This is a genomic window from Maribellus sp. CM-23, from assembly GCF_021354595.1.
Lineage (GTDB): Bacteria > Bacteroidota > Bacteroidia > Bacteroidales > Prolixibacteraceae > Draconibacterium.
This window is the reverse complement of sequence record NZ_JADWYJ010000005.1, coordinates 321,047-341,667: the sequence shown is the minus strand read 5'-3', so window position 1 is coordinate 341,667 and position 20,621 is coordinate 321,047. Positions and strand designations below refer to the sequence as shown.

Genomic DNA, 20,621 nt, shown 5'->3' with positions numbered 1-20,621 from the left:
CACATAGGGCACAGTAGATAAGTTTAAACACTTCAAGGTTTTGAAAACGCTTGAAGGGTTATCTGTTTGCCTACTGTTATTTGCTAATTGTCCGCTCATTTCATAATCGTTCATCAAATTGTCTAACTGTTAAATTGCCAAATTGCTTTACTGTCAACTGAGACTAAATACTGATCACTTTCTTCATTCTTCTGCAATCTTAAATCGTTCATCATCATTCGTTCATCCAATTGCCAAATTGCCGAGCACACACTGAAAAGGAGCGCGGAGCTTCCTGTCGGTCGTGCGGGACACATTTTCATCGGCGCGGAGGCTTCTGTCGATGATCGGATGCCTTCTGTCGGTCGCCGGAAGCGTTCTTCGCCTGACGCGCTGTCAGTTGGCAGTTGCGCGGAAGAGATTGCACCTGACGCTGAGTCAGTTTTCGGTCGTGCAAGGTCTTCTGTCAGTCGCGCGAAGTGTACTGTCGTCTGCGCGAGATCCTTTGTTGGTTGCGCGAAGACTATTTTCACCGGTGCGAAATGTATTTCCATGTTCATCTTCTTTTTAGCTACAAGTTGTGAGCTTCAAACTTTTTCGTTGAACCACAATAGGCACATAGGGCACAGTAAATAAGTTTAAACGCTTCAAGGTTTTAAAAACGCTTGAAGGTTTATCGGTTTGTCTATTGCTATTTGCCAATTGTTTGTTCATTCCTAATATCATTAATCAAATTGTCAAACTGTTAAATTGACTAACTGTTAACTGAGACTGATCTCTGAACACTGCGACTGTTCTCTTCGCCTTTGCCTCTCTTTGTTGTTCATCGATATTCATCATTCTCTTTTCTTTCTTCTACTCGCCGGTATTCTCTTGCTCCATGCTGAGTTCTCATTTCAATCAACGCCGGACCGTGGAGCGCGGGTTGATGGCTCTTTTTCCCCCAGGGTTACACCCCGGGCTGTTAACTTTCGCCCCCTTGGGGCTTGCCTTTGCCTCAGCCTCAGCTTTTCCTGTTTTCTCCTTTCTAATTTACAATTTAACTTTTCCATACACTAATATCATTCTTCTTTCAGGTAGATCGGTTGTTTTGTTGGTTTCGGATAGATCAGGATACCGGTTCCGGGCCGTTCTTCCGGACTGTATTCACGTGCGATTCCACAGCCATCCACTACTTCCATAATCCAGAAAATATACTTGCCCTCAGGCAGCGGATTCATAATCGGCATAGTAAGATCCTCAATATCACTTTCGCCATTGCCATTTACTGTGGTAACTCCATCCGAATAGGTGTAAGTGAATGTCCACGGTCCGTTTCCGGTAAAAATTATTCTTACAACAGGCACTTCATCCACACACACCGAATCGCCGTACACAATCGGCGGAGGCGGTTCAATCACCTCCAACTTGAACACCATCAGGTTATTCGTACACTCCACTTCATCCCAAGCCATTACCCTTAGGAAGTAAGTCCCGGTAGGAAGGTCAATGACACGAACTTTAAAGCCTTCGTACATTCCGTTTTCAAAATAGATAGCAGACTCCATATCTCCCTGGCTAATTGCGAAATTCCCATTTGGGTCGCTGTAAAGATCCCAAGTATACCGATCGGCAGGAAAATCCACCACCTGTACTTCCAAGGTATCGCACTGGGTGACCGATAACTCAGGGACAGGCTTCGCCCCGTCCTGTGCAAAAGCATTTGCCACGGTCAGCAGCACCAGGATTACTCCTACTACCCAACGGATGATATGTGTACTTTTTTTAGCCATGAGCTGTTAGCTAAGAGCTACGAGCTTTGAACTTGTTTTGCTTTATTTATTATTTCGTTGAACCACACCAGGTACATAGGCACAGAAGATGGTTTCTTCTCTCGCAAAGGCGCTAAGTCGCTAAGATTATTCATTGTTAAACTGTCAAATTGCAAAATTGACCAACTGCTAACTTTCTTCATCCTTCTGCCATCCTAAATCGTTCATCATCATTCGTTCATCAAATTTTATTTGAACCACAATAGACACATAGGGCACTACAGATAATTTTTGTTTACCGGTTTGCCTACTGCTATTTGCCAATTGCAGATTCATTTTATCCTGAACCACATCAGGCACTCAGAGCACAGCAGGTAGTTTGAAACTAACATCCTTCGACTTCGCTCAGGATGACACGCTCAACTCTGAACTTTAAACTTTAAACTTAGTTTTCCTCCTGCAGGTCCCGATCCACCCGGGATGCAGTGCTTGCGGAAAGCCAAGGATTGAGTTTATCTCTCCGTGCTCTCTGTGTCTTCTCAGTAGTCCTTTGTGGTTTCCGTCGGCTGACGGATCATTTTTTACCACAGAGGGCACAGAGTTTACACAGAGGGCCGCAGAGGGAATAATGCGCGGGACAGTCCCGGGTGCCGGCTGACGACACTCAGGCCCGTCGCGCATCTTCAGCAAGTACTTCGCCACAGGCGGGGCATTGCTGGTTTTTATGTAGTTATTTTTGTTCACATTTCTTTTTGTTTTTACTTTTCATAAGCTGCAAGTCTCTAATTATTGGTTAAGCGTGAAACATCCTTCGACTTCGCTCAGGATGACACTCTGCCAACTGAGACTGTTCACTTTCTTCCTTTTCTTAATTCCGGTTTTTACTTCCGGAATTCCCCCAGTACGTCTTTGCAGACCGGATCATTTTCATTTTACTTCTTCCTTTCACTGTGGTATCCGTCAGCTGACGGACTTTTAAACACAGAGGACACTGAGTTCCTCACAGAGAGCCACAGAGGCTTCTCGTTTTTCATAACCTGTTGAGCCTAGAGCCACGAGCTTCGAGTAAAAACTACACTGAATCCGTCAAAGGACGGACAGACTTTGAACCCTGAACTTTTTGTCACTGGTCATTCGTCATTGGTCACTGGTTCATACTGAAACATCCTTCGACTTCGCTCAGGATGACACACGGAACACTGTGACTGCCGACTGAGACTGCTGACTCTTCTCTCCTGCTTTCCAACCCGGCCGGCCGCCCCACGGATGCCAAAGCACCCCTGGAGCGGCCCCATCCGGCTTGTCAGTCAACCGACTGATATCTTAGGTTATGAAAAAGCAAGATTCATCATTATTTGCTCGACTTATCCACAACGTTATTGGGTTCAGCAGAAATTGGATCCGAAGTCTGATGTGTAATTGTCGGACGAGGATCAATTCTATGATCTGCCACATCGATATAATCAATAGCATCTGTACCTCCTCCTGCTGTATTACAGTCATCATCTTCCATATCCCAAATTCCATTACCGCCATCATCAATAGCATCCGCAGCCAAAGAAAAAGTTTGTGCGGCTAAAGATTCCCATTCGTTGTTATTTATTATTACTCTGATCCATAAAGAAACTCCAGTTGCATTGTCAATCGCACTTGCGGTAAAACGTTCACCCGTGTTCCAGGTAATAGCAGTTGCAGAAGAAGTAACTGTCGTATCAGTAACAAAAGTTCCATTTGTTGCATTTGCGTATGTAGTTGCGATACCGATGTCAGCTGTTTGACTTCCTGACAAAGACCCTCCGTTTACTGTCAAATAAGGTATAAAATCATTAACAAAATTCATCGCAGCTAATTCAAAATACAAGGTATCATGACCGTAGTTTACTATAACTGAATCAACACTACTATTGTATGTTGCACTTTCAATCGGACTAACACATTGACCTGTATCTACGTCCCAATCCATTGTATTTCCGGTTCCGTCAATGTTGGCAATATCAATTACGAAGGCAGGAATAGGATTGATCTCATATACTTGCATGTTATCTGCACAGTTCTGACCACGAGCATAACCTACAACAAAAGTTGGAGATGGCGGATCTCCGGCCAAATTTACTGTTGCTTCGTATTCCGTACGAGCGAGAATACCTGGCGACCAAGTAATAGAAACTGTTGAATCACTCTGATTAAGTTGTCCATAATTTGCGCTATGATTCAAAAGATCAACACCCCCTACAGAATCAAGCCAGTTGGTTGTCACCAAACCACTTGCGCTAATAAATGCAGAGTCTTTAGTAGCCCACCATGTCCAGTCTGCAACCACCTCAGGCCCAGAATACCCATTCAATGAATAAGTATAAGAAACACCTGGCATAGGGTGCAAAGGAGAATCGTTACAACTAATTCCATTAATCGGATTCGTTGAATTATTAGGCAGAGTGGTCGTCTGCCCAAAGGACTGCGACGTTCCGGCGACTAATGCCGCTACGAACAAGAACAAAATTAAAAATTGCTTTTTCATAATAATTAAATTTTAAAGGCTCGGCCCGACCCCCTGTCCCGAATACTCGGGACATCCCCCTAAAGGGGGAACCTATTAACCGGGCAGGACGGAGCTGGTTAATAATTAAGTATTTGTTTTAAATTGTTTTGTAATTACGTTTTTCATTTTACTTCTCTTTAATAGTGCAGGGTTTAACAACATCGCAAAGAGAAAAGGGCTGCGAGCACAGGGCAGAGAGAAAAAAGCGCGGTATACATGCTTACTTTGAACTCTAAACACTAAACTCTGAACCAGCTTTTGCTTCTCTTTTTTCGGGTCAACCATGTTCATTTTACGAAGACTTTTTCCATAGGCATTCAGGTTTTGCGGAGATGCAGTGCCAAGAGCGAAGGGAAAAGAATGCAAAGATTTCTCCCCGCACACGTGGCGAAAGTTCAGGCGGAAGTTGCTGTTTTCACTGCTTACTGCGACCCGTCTGCTTTCGCATGCCGGGCAGGCTGGCAACTGCTTGCTGCAGTTTTGTATCTCCTGTTGATAATTCATTTTGTTTTATTTGTTCTCTTTTATTTTGCAGACTAATATCCTAAAAGTTCTATACTTCCAAATTCTAATTCCCTCTATGATTCTGACCCCTCCTGACCTCCCCAAAGGTGAGGAAGATCCCCCTTTGGGGGATTAGGGGGTCGCAATCGCGACTTATATTTTTATTCGAAAGCATTTTCATTTTTATCTGCATAGCTCTTTAAAACTTTTGCTTTCACTCTTTGTTCCAAATTCCATCCGTCAGCTGACGGATGGATTTGAAGCCTAATGGTCCGGCTGGCGGGAAAGTGGTGCGCTGTTGTTGTATCGTCAAAAAAGTTGTTGTAAAGAAAGGCATCCACTGTTCCCGTTCGCCCCGGGGGCACATAGCCCCCTACAGAACCATACTTCCCGGATCGTTGGCTGACGCATCAACTACCGCCCGGAAAGATTTTCCTTTTAGTCATGTTGCATAGGCATGATGGTTTTTATTGTTAGCTACTGTCCGTTCTCCCTTTGCAAGGAATATTGGTTTACTATTTTTACCCCCTCCAACACCCCTCAAGGGGGAGAGAGAGGAAATGGATTTTATTTTTTCAGCTACGAGCCACAAGCTGTGAGCCGTGAGCTTGTCTTGTTTATATTCGGTATTTGTTCTTTCAGATGGATGTTCGTTTGTTTTTATACTTCTTAAATCGTCAATCAATATTCGACATTCATCATTTTTTGACCTACCCGCCACGCGATGCAATTGTGCGGAAGCGGTACAGACAGGATTCCTATTATTTTCTGAAACCCGCATTCCTGCTACTCCCTGTGTTATTTGACCGGTCCCCGAGTGTATTGAGTTCTCCCCGGCAAAGCTGACTTGCCCCCGGAGCGTTTTTTGCCCTCCCCGAAGCACCTGAGCCGTCCCCGGAAAGTTTCTTGCCCTCCCCGAAGCACCTGAACTGTCCCCGAAGATTTTTTTGTCATCCCCGGAGGATTTACACCGTCCCCTGACAATTTTTGCATTTCCATCGGCAGGATTGACCTCTCCCCTGCCTATTTTAGCGCTTCCCTGGCTGGTTCCGGCAGATTCTGAAACAAATGCATGATCCATGATGCCGGATACAGGATCCTGGATACCCGATACTCGATATCCGATACTGGATGTCAGATATCCTGAAACCTGCTGCTGGATGCTATGTTTCCCGGTTCTTATCATGGCGTGTTCATCTTAATTAGTTTTGGTCGCGGGGTAACAATTATCTTTCTTTGCCCTACGAGTGAAGTATTTCCGGCACAATCGGTTACAAAATAACTCACCCAGTGCTCCACATTGCCCATATAGGTTCCATCTCCGGGGAACCACATTCCAACTCCGTACTCTGAAATCTGACCGCTTCCATAATAGGCGCTGTCCTGGGCCGGCCAGTTTACCCCGTGCTGATCGGTATATGGCGAAAGATCGATTACCCACGTAATGCTGTCACCACAATTAAGCTCACAATTATCGTTGAAGTCATTCAAAACAGTCAGATCGAGCGTTGTATCACCCGGAGCAAAGTACAGGTAATCGGGGCGATCGGGCTCGTAAAGATCATCAGCAGTTGCGCTGTAAACAGCCGATATAATTTCTTCCATACAGTCTTCGAGTGAATCGAGCTGGTAAATTTTAGGGGGCGTTGTATCGATCACAGTAATGTAATGTTCACAGGTATCGGCCCCTGCTGTATTGGTAGCGGTCCAGATTATTGTAGTCTTTCCCAGTTTAAATGGATATTCATGAGGAACCGAAGATACTATTGGTTGTGGATCGAGGCCATCATCCGGAGTCCTGCTTCCTCCGGTTAAAGTACTCCCATCCGGATTGATCAATGTCCATGTCCAATCTATCGGCTGGGCTCCTTCAATCAACACCGCCTCACCCGGATAATAAAGAAACTCACAGTTATCATCAGCATAAACCGTGGTGTCAGGAGGACATTCAATTACCGGTGCGGCTAAAACAGTAACCGTAAAAGAACAACTGTCGATATGGTTGTGTCCGTCTTCAAAAATATACCAAATGGTTGTTACCCCCAGATCATAGGTATGAGCTCCCGTCAACAGGTTTATTCCTGACAAAGCTGTATCAACCACGGTTAAACTTGAATCAGGCGGAATAACTTTATAAATCAGCGTTGAATCACAGTTATCTTTGAAGTATGGCAATCCAACGGTAACCCCGGATGCATATTCCTCATTAAAATCGGCATAAACAACCACCGGTTCCGGGCAATTTAATACGGGCAACAAATCGAATACTTCAAATGTCTGAATACAGGTGGTATCGTTACCGGAATTATCGGAGATGGTCCAGGTAACTGTATGTTGTCCGATCGGGTAATAACCTGAAGCATTTGCTGAATCGGTTCCGTATTCACTGTCATGTGTGATGATATAGGTAGCGGTTATACAGTGTTCGTTAATTGTTGGAGGTTCGATTGTAACATATGCGTCACACGAGGAAGAATCAACAGTCGCATCGGCCGGGTCAACCGGGCAATTGTATGCGGTTGAAGGGATTGCATCCTGTAACATGGTAACGGTAAAGTCACAACTGTCTTTGTTACCATCCGGATCAGTAATAATGTACCAAACGGTATTCGTTCCGGCAGGAAATTCCAATCCATTAACTTCGCCCACACCTGTGGTGTCCCAGGTTCCGTTGATAATATGGAAAGTCAGATCAAGCGAGTCTTTGGGCCAGCAAGGAGCAGAATAAGATGCTGTATCAATGGTTGGCGGAACTGCAAAACAATCGTCGGCCGTCATCGTGCCACTTACATTCGGCGGACAGGTGATCGTTGGTAACTGAATGCCGTTGACTTCCACGTAAATTTTACACGAATCCACATTCCCCGAGTTATCGGTAATGTACCAGGTTACTTCGGTGGTTCCGGTTGGGAAGGTCTCGTTTACAATGATGGAATCGTTGTTGTAATTGTTGGTGAAGCTGTAAACTACCGTGGTACAGGATTCATTGATTGTAGGTTGAGGCAAACTTATGGTGGCATCACATTCATTGGCGCCCAAATTCACAGGCGTCGGATTCGGAGGACATACAATGACAGAGCTTGGAATGGCGTCGCGTAACATCGCTACCGTAAACGAACAACTGTCTTTGTTGCCATCCGGGTCGGTGACAATGTACCAAACCGTACTTGTTCCCGCCGGGAATTCCAGCCCGTCAACTTCGCCCACTCCTGTGGTATCCCAGGTTCCGTTGATAATATGGAAAGTCAGATCAAGCGAGTCTTTGGGCCAGCAAGGAGCAGAATAAGAGGCAGTATCAATGGTTGGCGGAACGGCAAAACAATCGTCGGCCGTCATCGTGCCACTTACATTCGGCGGACAGGTGATCGTTGGTAACTGAATGCCGTTGACTTCCACGTAAATTTTACACGAATCCACATTCCCCGAGTTATCGGTAATGTACCAGGTTACTTCGGTGGTTCCGGTTGGGAAGGTCTCGTTTACAATGATGGAATCGTTGTTGTAATTGTTGGTGAAGCTGTAAACTACCGTGGTACAGGATTCATTGATTGTAGGTTGAGGCAAACTTATGGTGGCATCACATTCATTGGCGCCCAAATTCACAGGCGTCGGATTCGGAGGACATACAATGACAGAGCTTGGAATGGCGTCGCGTAACATCGCTACCGTAAACGAACAACTGTCTTTGTTGCCATCCGGGTCGGTGACAATGTACCAAACCGTACTTGTTCCCGCCGGGAATTCCAGCCCGTCAACTTCGCCCACTCCTGTGGTGTCCCAGGTTCCATTGATAATATGGAAAGTCAGATCAAGCGAGTCTTTGGGCCAGCAAGGAGCAGAATAAGATGCTGTATCAATGGTTGGCGGAACTGCAAAACAATCGTCGGCCGTCATCGTGCCACTTACATTCGGCGGACAGGTGATCGTTGGTAACTGAATGCCGTTGACTTCCACATATACGATACACGAGTCCACATTACCCGAATTATCGGTAATGTACCAAACTACTTCGGTGGTTCCTGTTGGGAAAGTCTCGTTTACAATGACTGAATCGTTGTTGTAGTTATTTGAAACGATATAGGTAGCAGTAACACAATAATCATCTACCGTTGGCGGAGTTAGTGATATCGCCCGCTCACATTCTGTTGGCCCTAAAACCACGGCTGGCGGATTGGCTGGACAGGTAATAGCCGTCCATGGAATCTCATCGCGCAGCATGGTCACGGTAAAATCACAAGATACCGAATTGCTATCGGGATCGGTCACGGTATATGTAACCGTGGAAACGCCTACGGGAAACCTAAAGCCAGATACATATCCGAAGCCAGTTGTGTCCCAAACTCCACCTTCGGCAACGATTTCAAACGATAAGACCAGTGAATCCTTTGGCCAGCAATCATCTGAGAAATCCGGATCGTCGATTATTGGAGGATAAGCGAAACAATCCGTTGCATCCATTGTCCCCGAAACATCAATACAGTTTGAAATTTCAAGATTAGGCGGAGTAACATCTACGATGGTGACGGTAAACGAACAACTATCGCTTAATCCGGCGGCATCAGTGGCTTTGTATGTAATGGTTGTTACCCCCACCGGAAATGCTATTCCAGAAATAACACCATTCCCGGAGCTTATAAGTGCCCCTGTAGATCTCCAGGTCAACACCGGAGTTGAACAATCATCCGAATAGATAGGATCTCCCATTGTATCCGGTACCTTCGAACACAAATCGGGTGAGGCTTCTTCTTCCACATCATCCGGACAGGTTAGGTCGGGTGGCACCGTATCAATAATCGAGAAGGTAGCCGTTGTTACCTCAAAGTTGCCGCAATCGTCGGTTACGGTAAAGGTAACCGTCCGCTGGTTGTTGGCCGGATCACCGGTCCAGGTGGTTGAGGCTGTATCAACAGACCATTCCAGATCAGGATCGCAAACATCAGTAGCTCTCGCTCCTCCGTGATTGGCCAGCCACGCCAGGAAAGCCGGTTCCTGATCGGGATCGGTGGTAGAACACTGGATACTTGAATCCATCGCCTCCGGATCAATGATTGGCTTTGTTGTGTCGATCACAATAATGTAAGAAGTAGCTGTAGTATCGTTGGAACATTGATCCATGGCAGTAAATGTAACCAGGGTTGAATCGCCGCAAATCATGTTTACTCCAGGCCCATCATAATAATCATTGGTCGGTGTAAAATGAATGGTATCCCCCACATCGTTTACATATTCCGCAGTGGCCGACGCTAGCCAGTCGTTGATCAACTGTGCATAATTTGACGTGTTACAATCCAGCATAAGCGGTAGCGGCGGTTCTTTGATCGTTGGCCCTGTCAGGTCGTATTTCATTTCAAAGCTGAAGGTATCGCGGTTACAATCCAAACCTGTTGCATTGTCGATGGCCACCACTGAGTACCATCCCGTACTGGGAGGCGTATAAGAAGGACCGGTGGCTACCGGAGCGCCTGAAGGTGTTGCTCCGTGGTACCATTCCAAATCATATGCCCCGGCAGGCGAAATAATCGGGCTAACCGTCGGAACATAATCGATACAAATCAGGTCGGGATTAATGTTCAGCTCCATCTCAATGGCAGGTCTTACATACACATCCACGGTATCGCAAATTACCCCACCGGTTGTGCTGGCGCACAGTGTAGCACTGATGTCGCCGCATACTGCATACTGAATATGGGGCGGAGAGCCCGGTTCGGCATTAAAGTACACGATGGTGTCGGTGGTGCTCGATAACAGGTGGTCGTAATCACCGGGATTTCCCGGGTAAACACTGGTCCACCGGGGATTTGAGAAATCTCCGCTTACCGATAACACCTCGTTACATTCTTCGCGTGTTTCAATGTCACCGCTGGCAATCAATCCTTTGACCGACCGGAAGGTATAACTGTTTTCCTGTGGCTGATTGGATGCCGCATTTTTACAGAAGGTGAACAGTTGCCACTCGTTGGAAGGCAGACAAACCACATCTCCCCCGTCAATATCTTCACAATTCAGTTTCCAGTCCTGTCCGGGCGGTGTTACATGGTCAATCAGTATTTCTACGCCCACTGCACCTTCATCCAGCCTGATCTTAAATGAGGCACAGAAAAGGGTTTGAGCTCCGGGTACGTTTTCGGCTCCACAACATTTATCCTGTTTTATCACATCCACAAATGTAGTGTCGCCATCCGGATCTCCTGTAAAGTCAGCAATATTTAGGGTATTATCGTACAAACATTCCGAACAGGCAGGACAGGAAGACAACTGCCGCACGTAAATCGTTTGGACAAATTCCGTTTTGTTCAAACAATCATCGGTTACTCGCCAGGTTCTGACTACCTGGTAGGGACAGTATCCCGACTCATTGTCGAGGTCGTGTGCAATTTCGTCAATCAGTTCAATGGTTGTTGAGCCACATTCGTCGTAATATTCAAATACAGAAGCATCCGGCTCCGGAATATCGCCCACACAATCGACGGTGGTGTCACCCGCATTGATGATCACCGGCTTCACATTATCCTGCACATTGTAAGTCCGTGCTATGGTGTCTGCATTTCCGCAGGCATCGGTGGCGATCCAGTGGCGGATAAAAGTATATGAACCCGCGCAGGTTCCGGGCACCGAAGTATCATAGTACGATACCACCGGGTTGGGATCGCAGTTGTCAGCAGCCACGGCGAAACCAAGTGCTGAAGGCGATGTATCCTGCTCGCACGACAAAGGCATGGCCGTTGGTACCGAAGTAAAGGTTGGAGCGGTTTTGTCCTCCACATAAATAATCTGAGTTTGCTCCGAAGAATTTCCGGCTTCGTCGGTTACCACCCAGGTACGAGAAAAACTGTAGCTACTTCCGCACGCCCCCGGCACTACACTGTGATCGGAGTAGGTTGTATTCGCAATCAGGTAAGTGTCGTCAGAGCAATTATCGTTGTAAGAAACGGCAAGCGGTTTTCCGGTAACCACCGGCCGGATGTCTCCGCCACAAGTATCGTTGGCGGTTAAAGTAAAATCGTCGGGTTTGGCAAAGGTAGGCGCCGCGGTATCAAAAGGAGTCACAGTTACCACGTTGCTGATATCCCATCCGCAGGAAGGATAACCGTCGTCGGTGGCAATAACGCGAAAATATGTTTCTTCGATCAAAGCCGGCGGCGTATAAGAAACTGCTGTGGCTCCCGTTATATCGGCCCAGTTGCCGGTAGCAACACTATCCTGCCATTGGTACAAATAAGGCCCTGAGCCTCCCGAGGCCGGGGTTGAAACCGTTAAGGCCGCAGGCACTGAGTTGTAACAAATTACCTGGCTGGCAGAAACAAGCGGCGGATTTAATTGATTGTTGATCACAATTAAACCGCTTGCGCTTGCCTGAACACAATATCCGGTGGTGGTAACGGTGAAGTTATACTCTCCGGCAGCAGTTGGCGCACCGTAAATCAGGAAGCGCCGTGTAGCCACATCATAGGTTCCCACCAAACCAGCGGGCAACGAACCCGCTGTTACCGATGCACTGGTCGCTCCTCCGTCGATGGTATAAATCATGGTATCGATTGACGCATCCAAACAGAAAGTATCCGACTGATAAGTAGGTAGGATCGATGCATTGTCGATCACAAAAAGCTCTCCGGGAGCCGATTCGGCATCCTGACAAGTGTAGCCTTCCAATCCTGTCATGTAAACAGTATAAGAGCCTGCATCTGCCGGCGTTAGATTGGTAAGGATCAATGTATTTGTTGTTTTCCCGGGAATATCTACCCCGTCTTTTCTCCACTGGTAACTTAAAAGGCCTCCCGGCTCTGCCACAATGTTAAATGTAACATCGCTTCCTACGCAAATACTGTCGGAAACAAGCGGTGTAGTAACCGAAATCTCCTCATCCACGTTCAGTGTAACCGTATCTGAAGTTTCCACATCGCAGGCAGTAGGGCTGCTGATAACCACATAGTAACTGTCAGTATCTCCCGAAGTGGCATTGGCAAAATTCAGTGTGGCAGTTTGTGCTCCGGTTATATTTGCGGTATTGTTAACCGGCGTCCCATTCCCCCGGAACCATTGGTAGGTAAGATCGTCACCAACAGCCTGTACAAAAATATTGGCCGGATAAGAAGAACAAACCCCGGTGTTGACCGGCTGGGTTGTTACCGTTATTACTTCTTTTACTGTCAACTGCATCGAAGCACTAACCGGACCACAGATTCCATCGGGATCTTCCGTTGTAAAAGTAAGCGTAACAAGGCCATTGTATATATCGCCGGTACTGGGTGTATAAACTGCATTGGGGTCGGTAACGCTACTAAAAGAACCACTCCCGTTGGTTGACCAGGTACCGGTTCCCGATTCCACCCAGCCATCCAGGGTGATGGTTGCATCGGAGCAGATCATGGTATCGTTTCCAACGGTAACCGAAATGGTAGAATCGACTGTTAAGATCATGGTATCGGCTACGGCCGCGCAAGTACCCGAAGGATCATCGGTGGTCAGTACCAGCATCACATCGCCAAATTCACCCGGAGCGTGGGTATAGGTAGCATTGACCGTATTTCGGTTGGGAGTAAAGGTGCCTGCTCCGCCTGTCCAGACAGCTGATGAAGCTGCTCCCCCCACTGAACCGGCCAGGATAATGTCTGATCCCTCACACACGCTTGCGTCAATTCCTGCATTCACCGTTGCGGCTTCGTCGATTGTGATCACTACCTGATCTGATACCGGGCCACATGGCCCATCCGGATCGCTAGTTGTCAATGTCAGCGTAACCGATCCGTCAGAAATTTCATCTGCACTTGGAGAATACACTGCGTTCAGTGCTGTAGCGTCGGGGGTAAAAGTACCGTTTCCTCCGGTCCAGGTTCCGGCTGTTGCACCACCTCCCACCAAGCCATTCAAAGTAACCGTTGAGGAAGCACAAATCACTTGGTCTGTTCCTGCATCAACCGTTGCTCCGGGATGTACATAAATCCAAACGGTATCCGAAGCCGGGGCACACACCCCTCCCGGATCATTGGAGGTAAGTATCAGCCGGAAGCTATCCAGCAATTGCTCGGATGCAGAAGGCGTATAAACGGCATTTAATGTACTTGCATTGGGAGCAAATGAACCTCCTCCGGACCAGGTTGCGGAAGTAGCAGCACCCCCTATAGATCCGGAAAGTGGAACCGTTCCGTCTGAACACATTTCCTGATTGACACCGGCATCCACCGTAGCGGCCTGATCAAAAGTAATGATCATTTGATCCAACACAGCAAGGCAAGGTCCCGAAGGATCTTCACTTGTAAGTGTCAGCGTTAGCGTACCTGCGGAAACTTCGGAAGGTGTCGGAGAATAAACCGCATTGAGGGTATTGGCATTCGGAGTAAACACTCCGGCTCCCCCAGACCAGGTGCCGGTTGTTACCGCTCCCGTAACAGAACCCGCCAGATTAACTTCAGGGCTTGCTGAACAGAGTGTTTGATCGGGCCCTGCCTCCACAACTGCCAGTTGGTTGACCACTACCTGGGCAACCGTATCGATAACTGCCTGACAATTCGTTAGCTCATTGTATTTTACACTGATAATTCTGAAGCTGGCACTCGAAGTCAATCCGGGAAGCGTAATCGCAGCAGTTCCGGAATTGTCGATGTTTATTAATTTGGGTACATCCAAATTGATCCGGTAAGTAACCGTCGAATTGGGAGTTGCGGAAATAGTGACCGTTGCGTCCTCTCCTTCACAAACGGTATCGGTGGAAACGATAGTCGCTTCAGGACGGGGCAAAATGGTAATCTTCATGGTATCAGACAAAACGCCACAACCGGCTACACTACTGGTAGTAAAAATTCGAATGTAGGCCGTACCGGAAGTAAAAGATGTAGGAAAGGTGAACAGTGTATTCAAATTATCAGGATCATCAAAATACTGGACATGAGGCAGATTCTCCGGATATGTAATCGACTCCCAATCCCATTCTCCTTTTCGGTCTATTGCCCCGCCAATTTCGCCAGCCATATAGGCAAAACTGATCCCTTCACATACTACGATATCAGGACCCGCATAAACACTGCCCGTTGATGCAGCTGAAACAGCCAGCGTTGATGCAGTGCTGTTGCCGCAAATATTGTTGGCAGTAACCGTCACGTTTCCACTGGAAGCACCAATAGGCACAGTTACTGACAGGCTTGTTGTTCCCTGACCGGACTCGATGATCCACCCAGCCGGAACCGACCATGTGTACTCCTGTGCATCAGTCACCGGATCAATTGTATAAAGTGTAGAAATGGCCGGACAAATAGCAGTAACCCCATCAATTGGTCCGGGGGTAGCCGGGGCCGAATTGAAAATTGTAACAGGCAGGTAACTGGTATCACTGACACCACAGCTGTTTTCTGCAGCCACTTTTATCATTCCGTCGATGGCGGTACCATCGGTTGAAACAGTGATCGAGTTGGTACCAGAACCTCCGGTGATTGTCCATCCGGTTGGCAACACCCAGCTGTAGCTGGAGGCATTGGCAACCGCAGAAACACTATAACTTAGCCCTGTACTGTTTGTACACTGATCGCTTAATCCCGCAATTACTCCTGGCGTTGCAGGTTCTCCGGGAGCGACAGTAACAGCCAGCGTTCGGGCTGTGCTTGTTCCACACGAATTGGAGGCGGTAACACTGATGTTTCCATTTTGCCCTGTTGAACCGGCGGTAACCGTAATCAAAGTATCTCCCTGTCCTCCCGTAATTGTCCAGCCACCGGGAACACTCCACGCATAGGAAGCTGCATCAGCTACCGGAGAAGTGAAATAGGTAAATGATTCTCCCGGACAAACCGGAGTCGTACCGGTAATTGCACCGGGTTGCAAAGGAGCTCCCGGGCTAACCGTCACGTCAACGGAAATACATGCCGTTGTATCGCAGGTCCCCTCAGCGCGTACCCAGTATGTATATGTTCCGGGGGATGGGTTCACAGTTATACTCGTTCCTGTTCCCACCTTTGTATCTCCACAACTTCCGGTATACCAAACCCACTGAGCTCCTGTCCCCAGGGTTCCACCACTTCGCGTAAGCGTTTTACTTGTCCCTTCACAGGTATTGTTGCTTGGGTTGGAGATTGAAGTTGCCGGAGAGGAAAGTGTTCCTACCGAAACGGCTAACGTCCGGGGACTGCCTGTTCCGCATGTATTTCCCGCCGTAACTGAAATATTACCGGAGGTGCCTCCTGTTCCGGTTGTAACGGTAATGGATGTCGTTCCTTGTCCGGAATCAATCGTCCATCCTGCCGGCACAGTCCAGGTATAAACGGTTGCATCGGTAACAGCAGCTATCGAATAAGTTTCAGAAACTCCGGGACAAACAGCTATGCTTCCGGTTATTGCTCCCGGAATGGCAGGAGTTCCGGGGTTCACCAGCATTGTTACCACGTTGCTGCCCACTGTTACTGGAGAAGCACACCTTGCATTTGAAGTCATTTGCAATGTCACCTCATCTCCATCCGTAAGCGAAGCACTTGAATAGGTTGGCAGATCAGTGCCAACATTCACTCCATTTACTTTCCACTGATAAAAAGGATTTGATCCCGGATTGGTCTCACCGTCTATGGAAAAATTAACGGTCTCACCGGGACAGATCGTGGTGGTGTTTGCAGTAATCGAAACCGTTGGCACAACGATCGGATGAACCGTAACCACAACAGGAGTGCTTACAGCATCGGCCGGGCTCGCGCAGTTGGCATTCGAAGTTATGAACACCCGTATTTGATCCCCATCGCTCAGGCTGCTTGTTGTATATGTTTTATTCGTAGCTCCCGAAATATCACTCCAGTTAGTTCCATCGGTACTCAGTTGCCATTGATATGTAGGAGAAGTACCAGGATTGGTAATGGTAGCATCAAAAGTAACCGATTCGCCGTCGCAAATATCGTTGCCGGTATGACTTACCGTAACCGAAGGAACTACCGTCGGGTTTACAGTCATCACATAAGAATTGCTGGTAATTACGGCACTGCAATGGGTCGGATCAGCTGTCATGATGACTCGGATGCTCTGTGCATTGACTAAAGAAGACGACGAGTAAGAGGTTCCTGTTTCTCCCGGAATCGTTGCCCAACCGCTTCCTGTATTTGACTGCCACTCAAAGGTAGGATTATCTCCTTCATCTGTTGCAGTAGTCGTAAATACAACATTTGTTCCTGCACAGATGGTACTGTTTGGACTAATAGTGATTTTTACGGTTGGTGTTGGATGAACCGTGATCGTACCACTGGCAGTTTCGGGACCGCAACTATTACCCGAAGTGGTTACCGTGTAATTAAACGTTCCTGCAACTGTGGGTGTACCACTGATAGTAAAAATACCTCCGGAATAGCTACCCGAAACTCCGGAAGGGAGTGATCCGGAAACATTGGCTCCTGTTGCACCACCGCCAACGACATAGGTAATATTTGTTAACGCATCGGGAAGACAGAACTCCTGGTTGTCGGTACCTGCGGCAGAACTTAAAGTTATGGTATGATCAGGATTGACTGTAATCGTTCCATTAGCTGTCGCAGTGTTACAGGAATTGCCCGAGGTTGTAACCGTGAAATTGAATGTTCCTGATTCTGTTGGAGTACCGCTAATTGTAAAAGTATTTCCAGAAAAGCTTCCCGTAACACCATTTGGTAATGAACCTGAAGTTATTGACGATCCTGTTCCGCCGCCACCGATAGTATAGACTATAGGAGTAATAGCATTGTTGATACAAACAGTTTGATTATTCGAACCTGAGCTCAATGTAATTGTATGGTCTGGATTGACTGTAATCGTCCCATTAGCTGTCGCTGCGTTACAGGAATTACCCGTGGAAGTAACCGTATAATTGAATATTCCCGATTCTGTTGGAGTGCCACTGATTGTAAAAGTATTTCCAGAAAGGCTTTCCGTAACGCCATTTGGTAATGATCCGGAAGTTATTGATGCTCCTGTTCCGCCGCCTCCGATAGTGTAAACGATAGGAGTAATGGCATTGTTGCTACAAACAGTTTGATTGTTTGAGCCTGAACTCAATGAAATCGTATGATCTAAATTTACAATCACTTGAATATCATCTTGCGCAGTAAAACCATTCCCATCGGTAACAGTAACAGTGTAAGTTTGATCAGATGTCGGATTCGCAGTCGGAGCGGCAATGTTGGTTGCACTTAAACCTGTTGAAGGGCTCCATGAGTAGGTCCATCCCGGATCGCCGGTCGGAACAGCTGTTAAAACCACTGATGAACCGGTGCATATTTCTTCACTGGGCACACCTCCGTTTATTTCAACCGTTGGAGGAGCCAAGGTTATTCCGGTAAAGATCACTCCATTCCCACTGATTCCAGTGACTGAAATAGTGTTTGCACCGGCATTGGCTGCGCCGTATTTTACCCAAGGCAAACTTCCACTGTAACTACCTGCTGCAATATTTGCTTCCAAACCGGTTACATCGTTTGTTGATGAATAAGTAAACGTCGCATCAAATTCAGGGCTGGTAATTCCATTCACATCTACCTCCCAATACCGGCTGATATAATTCGAAGTATTGGCATTTGCGGATGGCTTTCCGTCTGTTGTTGTAACTTCAATATAATCGCCTGACCCGATATTACTTCCTGCTGTAAGAGTGACTGTAACCGGGATCGAATTGCCGGAACCATCATCCAGTGGGAAAGTATAATTACCAAGACCCGAAACTTCCCGCCGCAAGGCAAATCCATTTAGGTTAATAGTGGTTGCGCTATTCAGTGATAAATCATTTACCAAAAGATTTCCATCCAATACAAGGTCAGCATTCGCAGATGAAGTAATGCGATTAAGCGTTATATCACTTGAAACATTGAAGACGGATCCGGGAGGCGTTGAGGTATTCCCGAACTGGAAAGTGCCGCCCACGGTGTTCTTGGTTCCACCGCCGGAAAGCAATCCCAGGTCAAGTTCTGTGGCTGCTGAACTTGGCGTCTCAAAAACGATGGTTCCACCGGTAAAGCTAAAGTTCCCGGCTGATGTTACATGAAGCGACCCAACACTGCTTAATCCGTTTCCTTCTGTTGCCAGGGTAATCGTTCCTCCCGAAATAGAAATACCGGAAGTAATTCCGGGTGGTGTCAAGGTTCCTGATGCGGAATTATAAAGCCATCCGGCTATATCCACATTTCCTCCGGCTACAACAAAAGCCCCGTCAACCTGGGTATGAACTTCATTTCCGGAAGTATTCCCTAAACTGGCGGTTCCCGCAGAAACCTGAATTAGTCCTTCATTCGTAATAGAAAAATTACCAGTAGTCAAGGCTCCCCCGGTGACATCAAAACCCGCGGCTTGTTCAATTGTTAATCCAATGGCCGGATTCACGGCAAAACTTCCTCCTCCCGGAATGGTTACAAGGCCGCTTGTCATAGTAAGTAAGCCGCTGCTTAATACCGTTGCTGTTCCGCTAACGGTTAAGATTGTTGTAAGGCTTCCTTTATTGATGACCAACCCTTCAAAATTGGTGGTTCCGCTTATACTCGCTGGGTTGCTCCCGATAAACTCAACAACACCGTTGGTCCCGCCGTTGTATGTTCCGCTATTAGACCAGTCGCCGGAAACCTGTAAGGTATAAGCTCCATTGTTAAAATAATTCAACACACCGTTGATAGTAATATCCTGGCAAACTGCATTATCCGTCAGCGTCACAGTGAATGTAGATGGAATAACAACGTCATCATCCGCTAGAGGCACTCGTCCTAGATCCCAAGTATTTGGATCGTTCCAATTCCCGCTTGCAATAGCAGTAATTGTTCCTGCCATCGCCGATTTCAACACCAGTTCCGGCTGAGGTTCTTCCTGCACTTCCTCTTCGCCTGTCACATATACCAGATGCTCGACTTCGGTAAGGTTGCCATAGTCGTCGGCAATGCTGTAAGTGCGCGTTACCGTATACGGGCAACGGATGCCATTGCTCTTTTGCCCAACAAAACGGAAACTTTCAACTTCGATGTTACAGTTGTCGAAAGCCACTCCTCCGGCTTCAGTAAACTCACGCCACGAAGTAAATGCTTCAGGCACTGGATCCCCGCATTTCACACGGATTGGATTGGGCGCATAAATCTCCGGTTTTTCATCGTCGGTAACCGTTACGGTAAACGAATATTCATCGCGGTTGTATTCCACCCCGTCGCTAATGGAGAAAAACACTTCGGTGGTTCCAATCGGGAAGGCACTTCCGGGCATGTAATTGGCATCCACAATGATTTGATCGCGCGAAGCACAGTTGTCCAGAACAATGGGTTCCTGCCAGTTTACAACTGCATGACAGTCACCAGGGTCGGCCTCCACCGAAATATTTCCTGGCGGATTCATCAAGCGGGGAATTTCGTTGTCGGCTACAACAACTACAAAAGAACAGAAAATCGGCTGGTTGGAACGGTCTTTCCCGCGGTAAGTAACCAGGGTGGTTCCTTCATTAAAAACGTACGAAGTAAGCTGATTGACCCCTGAGGCAGAAGAACTGCCTTCGGTGGCTCCTTCCATCTGCCAGCTAAGCGATGCAACGGTATTTCCCCGATCGATCAGCTCCAACCCGGAACTTATCAAAGTATTACAGGCATTGACATCGGTATAGGTAGAAATATCTTCCGGACAAACAATGCCAATGGTATCGTCAAGGAAGGCATTGTTGTCGGAGATTTTTGAAAAGTGAATGTTATCCGGCGCCCCATAACCACCTGTAACAATATTCACAGAGCCCCCTTCGACAGCGCGCAACACGCCCGCTTTTACAGAAGTAGTATCCATAAATACCGATAAAGCAACTATCAAAACAATAGTTAATTTACAAGTTTGGTTATGTAGCAATTTAGTCAACTTAATGTCTTTCGATTTAAGTGGCCAATGTTTGTCTTATATGC

At 47.1% G+C, this 20,621-nt stretch carries 6 protein-coding genes; all 6 read right to left on the bottom strand.

Translation table 11 applies throughout. The annotated features are described in order from the left end of the window. Nucleotides 1–122: 122 nt before the first annotated feature. The 6 genes from INQ51_RS17775 to INQ51_RS17750 all read right to left on the bottom strand — a co-directional run bounded on the left by INQ51_RS17775 (nucleotide 123) and on the right by INQ51_RS17750 (nucleotide 20,532). Complete coding sequence (locus tag INQ51_RS17775) at nucleotides 123–533, bottom strand: hypothetical protein (protein WP_233379298.1); 411 nt, start codon at nucleotides 531–533, stop codon at nucleotides 123–125. A gap of 507 nt (nucleotides 534–1,040) precedes the next feature. Next, entirely contained in the window at nucleotides 1,041–1,751 is a 711-nt protein-coding gene (locus INQ51_RS17770) for a hypothetical protein (RefSeq protein WP_233379297.1), read from the bottom strand. Between the two features lie 1,330 nt (nucleotides 1,752–3,081). Then, complete coding sequence (locus INQ51_RS17765; RefSeq protein WP_233379296.1) at nucleotides 3,082–4,248, bottom strand: hypothetical protein; 1,167 nt, start codon at nucleotides 4,246–4,248, stop codon at nucleotides 3,082–3,084. 105 nt (nucleotides 4,249–4,353) lie between these two features. Beyond that, entirely contained in the window at nucleotides 4,354–4,773 is a 420-nt protein-coding gene (locus INQ51_RS17760) for a hypothetical protein (RefSeq protein WP_233379295.1), read from the bottom strand. Nucleotides 4,774–5,215: 442 nt separating this feature from the next. Beyond that, nucleotides 5,216–5,959: a hypothetical protein gene (locus INQ51_RS17755; RefSeq protein WP_233379294.1), complete on the bottom strand. Its 744-nt coding sequence runs from the start codon at nucleotides 5,957–5,959 to the stop codon at nucleotides 5,216–5,218. Beyond that, nucleotides 5,956–20,532: an HYR domain-containing protein gene (locus INQ51_RS17750; RefSeq protein WP_233379293.1), complete on the bottom strand. Its 14,577-nt coding sequence runs from the start codon at nucleotides 20,530–20,532 to the stop codon at nucleotides 5,956–5,958. Before INQ51_RS17750 ends, INQ51_RS17755 begins: the two co-directional genes overlap by 4 nt. Between the last annotated feature and the right edge of the window lie 89 nt (nucleotides 20,533–20,621).